We start from the raw sequence: 848 nt of genomic DNA, 5'->3' as shown, positions 1-848 counted from the left end.
AACAGCCAAATGATAGGAACCGTGTGCCTATTAATAAAACAATCCCTGCCGAAATTAAGCGAGGAGACAGATGAAAAAGCGATTTATTATAACAGGAATGATTACCATTTGGGGAATGATAAATTTGGCACATGCAGTGAATATTGATGGTATAGATTCACTCGGGAAGACATATTTTACACAACCACCTACTCCATCGAAATCACCTGCTTCACCGAAATCACCTGCTTCACCGAAATCACCTGCTCCACCAGCAGAATATTTGGAGCTTATTAAGCTATTAAGAAAAGGGGAAATTATTGAGCTCTTAAAAAAACAGCTTGAGTTAAAAAAAGAACAACTTTCGCAAACAGAAAAAACCTATCAAGCTATAACAAAGAGTCAGAAAACCGCACCTCAGAAAATAGACTTTTCTAGTTTTTTTCTCAAAGAGCCTGAATCGCTCTATAAGAAAGATAAGCTTTCAAGGGAATCATATCAAAAGGTATTAGAGGAAGAAAACAAAATTTCTGGGACTTTTGATCAAGTAGGTGACTCTATTTTTGCCCGTTTAGAATTTATATCGTCTCTAGATAAAGCTTTAACTTTAAAAACTTTTGAAAACGTAGAAAATCGTTTTCAATACCTTAAAGAGCTATTCGATGAACTTCAAACAAAAGAAAACCTGAAAGACATTGCAGATCTTCAAGCACATATCGATGGTTCGTTAGCAATGATCCAAAATGAATCTATAAAGATGCAAATGGTAGCGCATTTACGTAATGCCGAGCGATCACTTATCAAAAGGAAAAGACGCGAACTTGATATGAAAATTTTTAACCATGAAACAAACGGGATGCCTACCATAC

The 848-nt window shown here is 35.6% G+C and carries 1 protein-coding gene; it reads left to right on the top strand.

Going from position 1 to position 848, the window contains the following annotated elements:
- Positions 1 to 70: 70 nt before the first annotated feature.
- On the top strand, positions 71 to 848 hold a 778-nt coding region (locus ACFIKJ_RS09495), incomplete at its 3' end, for a type IV secretion system protein (RefSeq protein WP_375654076.1).

It is taken from the genome of Bartonella sp. PS7NMGDW, from assembly GCF_042193585.1.
Lineage (GTDB): Bacteria > Pseudomonadota > Alphaproteobacteria > Rhizobiales > Rhizobiaceae > Bartonella > Bartonella grahamii.
The sequence above is the reverse complement of the archived record's forward strand: the minus strand, read 5'-3'. Positions and strand labels throughout refer to the sequence as shown.